The sequence below is a fragment of the Niastella populi genome (genome assembly GCF_002078015.1).
Classification (GTDB): domain Bacteria; phylum Bacteroidota; class Bacteroidia; order Chitinophagales; family Chitinophagaceae; genus Niastella; species Niastella populi.
The window spans coordinates 1-1,704 of sequence record NZ_LWBP01000037.1 but is presented as its reverse complement, the minus strand read 5'-3'; the positions used below and the strand labels follow the sequence as shown (position 1 = coordinate 1,704).

Annotated in this window: 1 rRNA gene; it reads left to right on the top strand. The window is 49.1% G+C overall.

From position 1 onward, the window contains the following. The first annotated feature begins 147 nt into the window (after positions 1 to 147). A 16S ribosomal RNA gene (locus tag A4R26_RS05690) occupies positions 148 to 1,678 on the top strand. Positions 1,679 to 1,704 lie beyond the last annotated feature (26 nt).

Here is a 1,704-nt window from a genome sequence, read left to right as displayed (position 1 = left end):
AAAGTTCTTTGAAAGTTTGGAAGCAACAGCACTTAGAATACTTTCTAAGTAATCTAAGGTAAGATTTTAGCGACTCGAAAAAATTAACAGATTCACAAAGTTGATTTTCTTTTTGAGAGAATTAAGCTAAGTGATCAAAACTCATTTACAATGGAGAGTTTGATCCTGGCTCAGGATGAACGCTAGCGGCAGGCTTAATACATGCAAGTCGAGGGGCAGCATGACTGTAGCAATACAGTTGATGGCGACCGGCAAACGGGTGCGGAACACGTACGCAACCTTCCTTCAAATGGGGGATAGCCCACCGAAAGGTGGATTAATACCCCGTAAAATTTTTGGGTGGCATCACCTGATTATTATAGCTCCGGCGTTTGAAGATGGGCGTGCGCCTGATTAGGTAGTTGGCGGAGTAACAGCCCACCAAGCCTACGATCAGTAACTGGTGTGAGAGCACGACCAGTCACACGGGCACTGAGACACGGGCCCGACTCCTACGGGAGGCAGCAGTAAGGAATATTGGTCAATGGACGCAAGTCTGAACCAGCCATGCCGCGTGGAGGATGAAGGTCCTCTGGATTGTAAACTTCTTTTATCGGAGAAGAAACCCATACTTTCTAGTGTGGTTGACGGTACCCGATGAATAAGCACCGGCTAACTCCGTGCCAGCAGCCGCGGTAATACGGAGGGTGCAAGCGTTATCCGGATTCACTGGGTTTAAAGGGTGCGTAGGTGGGTTGGTAAGTCAGTGGTGAAATCTCCGGGCTTAACTCGGAAACTGCCGTTGATACTATCAATCTTGAATGTTGTGGAGGTAAGCGGAATATGTCATGTAGCGGTGAAATGCTTAGATATGACATAGAACACCGATAGCGAAGGCAGCTTGCTACACAATAATTGACACTGAGGCACGAAAGCGTGGGGATCAAACAGGATTAGATACCCTGGTAGTCCACGCCCTAAACGATGGATACTCGACATACGCGATACACAGTGTGTGTCTGAGCGAAAGCATTAAGTATCCCACCTGGGAAGTACGACCGCAAGGTTGAAACTCAAAGGAATTGGCGGGGGTCCGCACAAGCGGTGGAGCATGTGGTTTAATTCGATGATACGCGAGGAACCTTACCTGGGCTAGAATGCAGATTGACCGTGGGTGAAAGCTCATTTTGTAGCAATACACAGTCTGTAAGGTGCTGCATGGCTGTCGTCAGCTCGTGCCGTGAGGTGTTGGGTTAAGTCCCGCAACGAGCGCAACCCCCATCATTAGTTGCCATCAGGTAAAGCTGGGAACTCTAATGAAACTGCCGTCGTAAGACGCGAGGAAGGAGGGGATGATGTCAAGTCATCATGGCCTTTATGCCCAGGGCTACACACGTGCTACAATGGGAGGGACAAAGAGCTGCCACTTGGCGACAAGGAGCTAATCTCAAAAACCCTTTCTCAGTTCAGATCGCAGTCTGCAACTCGACTGCGTGAAGCTGGAATCGCTAGTAATCGTATATCAGCAATGATACGGTGAATACGTTCCCGGACCTTGCACACACCGCCCGTCAAGCCATGGAAGCTGGGTGTACCTAAAGTCGGTAACCGCAAGGAGCCGCCTAGGGTAAAACTAGTGACTGGGGCTAAGTCGTAACAAGGTAGCCGTATCGGAAGGTGCGGCTGGAATACCTCCTTTTTAGAGATAGCGCTAAAAAATAAACT